This is a genomic window from Microcystis sp. M049S2, from assembly GCF_020245625.1.
GTDB classification, from domain to species: Bacteria; Cyanobacteriota; Cyanobacteriia; order Cyanobacteriales; family Microcystaceae; genus Microcystis; species Microcystis ichthyoblabe_A.
Genome location: NZ_JADBUN010000263.1, coordinates 1 through 3519 on the forward strand (window position 1 = coordinate 1; position 3519 = coordinate 3519).

A 3519-nucleotide genomic window follows, 5' to 3' on the forward strand; every position below is an offset into this window, starting at 1 on the left:
TAACCAAAGGGTTTCAGGGGTTTCAGGTAATTGATGCAGGACAATAATGGCTGTGGTTAATGCTGGAGGTAAAAAATAAATTCCTTCTCCCCAATCTGGATGATTGAGAGCGGAAAAAGCAGTTATAATTCTTTGACTGGCAGTAGGAGTTAGTATCCATAGTCTAGGGATATTTTCTGCTAATAAGGGTTGTTGATTGCGGTGAGCTTCTCTTTGTAATTGTTCCCGCACAGTCAACAGTTTAGATAAACAAGCGAGAATTCCCTCAATCATGACAGGATTGCGATAGGGTTCCAATAGACAAGGGGTTTGAGCTAATTTGCCCAATAGGCCTAATTCGGGCGGTATTTTGGGAGAAGTCGGTCGAAAATACACATCGATTTCTTGAGTTTCTGCCGTCACATCAAGGCTAGTTTTCACGTCACCGGAAGAAGCAAGAAAAGTTTCGAGGTAATCTTTACTAAATTTGTCCCAAAGAAAGCGAGTCAAGGCTGAAGTGATTCAATCGATGATGATGGTTATTTTATCATTTTAAAAGCCTGATTGGAAAAATTAGCAGCATTGCAGCTTTAGTTACAGATTTTTCCTAGTTTTTGCGCTAAAACTGAAAGGTTAATCAGCAAAAAACGCGCTCGACGAATGAAACCGCAAATCATCGTCTGTGGATTAGGTCGCACGGGTTATAAAATCTTTTGTTTACTCAAACAACAATCTGCGGCAGTAGTAGCGATTAGCGATCGCCAAATGGTCTGTGAATACCAGTCTGATATTATTATCGGCGATCCCTGCTCTCCTAAAACTCTCCTGCAAGCTGGTCTCCCGGATGCAGAAACCCTAGTTTTGGCCATCGATAACGACGCACTCAATCTGGAAATTCTCACCCGTGCAAGGATAATTAACCCAAAAATTCGGATAGTTAACCGACTATTTAACGAAACTTTAGGAGAAAGACTCGATCAAACCCTCCCTGCTCACGTTAGCATGAGCGTTGCTTCCCTAGCAGCCCCGATCTTTTCCTTTGCTGCCCTTGGTAATAAAGCTATCGGTCAATTACAGCTATTCGATCGCCTTTGGCCAATTCAAGAGATAATTATCGAGGAAAATCATCCTTGGTGGGGATTACCCCTCTACGAGCTTTGGGACGATCCGGCCCGAATGTTAATCTATTATCTCCCCGCTCACGACGAAATCGATCTGGTTTCAGCAGTTCTTTTAGGCAAAAAACTCCAAACTGGCGATCATCTCATTATCGGCAATAAACCGACAATTAAGGCAAAACAGCGTTTTAAACTGCAAAAGTGGCTGAGAAATCTACTCAATCTCCGTCCCTATCAGCACTATGTCCAACCGGTAATTCTTGTCACCCTTTCCCTCCTGGGGATGATTTCCCTTGCTACCATTACCTATCTCAGCGTTAATCAAAAAATTTCCCTCGTCGATTCCCTCTATTTCTCCGTCGGGATGATTACCGGCGCCGGAGGTAACGAAAAAGTGGCCGAATCTACCCCCGATAGTATCAAAATTTTTACCGTGGTCATGATGATTGTCGGTGCGGGGGTTATCGGTATCTGTTATGCTCTCCTCAACGATTTTATTCTCGGTAGTCGCTTTAAGCAGTTTTGGGATGCTACCCGCATTCCCGTCCGCAATCATCACATTATCTGTGGTTTAGGAGGTATCGGCACCCGGATCGTGCGACAATTGCACGACCAAGGCTGTGAAGTGGTGGTGATTGAATCGGACCCCAATAATCGATTTTTGCATTCCGTGCGCTCCTGGGGAATCCCCGTTATCATCGAGGATGCGCGTCTAGTGGCTACCCTAGAAACCGCTAATATTAACAACGCCGAATCTTTGATCGTGGTTACTTACGAGGATATGATTAATGTGGAGATTGCCCTCACTGCTAAAGCGATCGCTCCTAAAATTAATCTAGTTTTACGCTGCTCTCAGGAACAATTCGGGCGATCGATTCAAGAGGTTTTTGATTTTGATACGGTATTATGTCCCCGGGATCTAGCTACCTATTCCTTCGCTGCGGCCGCTTTGGGCGGTAGAATTCTCGGTAATGGCATGACCGATGATCTCCTCTGGGTTGCTTTGGCTACATTAATCACACCTAATCATCCTTTTATGGGGCAAATTATCAAGGAAGCGGCGATGAATGCCGATTTTGTGCCACTTTACCTAGAAAAACAGGGTCAAACTATCCACGGTTGGCAATTACTGGAAATCACTCTCGATCAAGGTGATATTCTTTATCTAACTATGCCGGCTATGCGTTTACAACAGGTTTGGCAAAATACTTCCCTAACTATTCCCCAATCTTTCCCCGATTTAAAATGATTTCTGGTCTTAATTATCTGAGCAAAGCTAGTTATCGCTGTATCTTGAGTTTAGGCAGTGCCGGCAGTATTTTAAGTCTTGCTAGTGCCAGCAGCATTTTAAGTCTGGTTAGTATCGGCAGTATGCTCAGTATTGGCAGTGTCGGCAGTATTCTTAGTATTGGCAGTGTTGGCAGTATTCTCAGTGTCGGCAGTGTCGGCAGTATCTTTGGCATCTTTCAATATCATTCTCTGCCTAACTATCCAGAGTAGTTCTAATGAACTACTACTCGCCGCTTCTTTGTCGATGGCGGTTTTTTGAGTTTAAACTGTGGGGCGATCGCTTTTTATGCAAACAAAATAGAAAGGGTATTAATCGGATTAAGCGATTTATGAAACTGCGGCAAAACTAACACGACGATAAATTTCTAGCAAGGGAAGTTCAACGTTTAAACTCTCCAGAGGGATTATTTGACTAAGTTGATCGTAGGTTTGTAGTTGCCAGCGATCGCTCTGTGCGAGTCTAAAATATTGCTCAATGTAGGGTTCAGTTTGACTAACGAGCAGATATTCACAAAAACTTGGCAGGGAACGATATTTTCTAAATTTATCACCTCGATCATAGGCTTCCGTGGCGGGGGAAAGCACCTCTACAATAAATAAAGGATTAAGAATTTCGTCTTTGCGATCGCCGTTAAATTCTGGTTCATGGTTAACAACCATGAGATCGGTATAGGTTCCACAATTATATTCAGGAATCCACAGCCGCAGATCGCTGTTATACAGGCGAAAATCCCTATCTCTTAATAAAAATCCCAAAAAAACCGAGATATTGATCGCAATTGCGCTGTGGGTTGCGGTTCCTCCAGGCATAAGAATCATTTCTCCATGACAATATTCATAACGTTCCTGAGAAGTTTCAGCGATCGCCCGATATGCTTCCAAAGTGACAGGGGTTTTGGTGACTGTCGCAATAGTTGGTTTTTCTTGAGCGATAATCATGTTTGTCTTTCTCCGATATTCTATTAATTAATTTTATGGCATAGAACGAGTTAGTTAGCCTGCATTATTCACCAACTGGCAAAAACCTGATTGTGAGGACATCTCAAAAAACAGACTGTTTTTCAGCCAGATCGCTAGATGAACTTCTTGCCAAGGCTTTCGAGGATTTTCCAAAGTCTTCATGAATAATGCA

The 3519-nt window shown here is 43.0% G+C and carries 3 protein-coding genes and 1 pseudogene; 2 read left to right on the forward strand and 2 right to left on the reverse strand.

The window, feature by feature from the left end:
- Positions 1 to 489, reverse strand: a pseudogene (locus IM496_RS20320) (DUF4351 domain-containing protein); the annotation flags it as partial.
- 150 nt (positions 490 to 639) lie between these two features.
- Between IM496_RS20320 and IM496_RS20325 the strand changes: the two are divergent.
- Together IM496_RS20325 and IM496_RS20330 are read left to right on the forward strand one after the other, a co-directional pair.
- A complete protein-coding gene (locus IM496_RS20325; RefSeq protein ID WP_002739886.1) occupies positions 640 to 2346 on the forward strand; it encodes a potassium channel family protein in 1707 nt (568 codons plus the stop codon).
- Entirely contained in the window at positions 2343 to 2597 is a 255-nt protein-coding gene (locus tag IM496_RS20330) for a hypothetical protein (RefSeq protein ID WP_002750132.1), read from the forward strand. The genes IM496_RS20325 and IM496_RS20330 overlap by 4 nt, the downstream gene beginning before the upstream one ends.
- Positions 2598 to 2714: 117 nt before the next feature.
- Here IM496_RS20330 and IM496_RS20335 read toward each other — a convergent pair whose 3' ends face one another.
- Positions 2715 to 3326: a Uma2 family endonuclease gene (locus tag IM496_RS20335; protein ID WP_287663074.1), complete on the reverse strand. Its 612-nt coding sequence runs from the start codon at positions 3324 to 3326 to the stop codon at positions 2715 to 2717.
- Between the last annotated feature and the right edge of the window lie 193 nt (positions 3327 to 3519).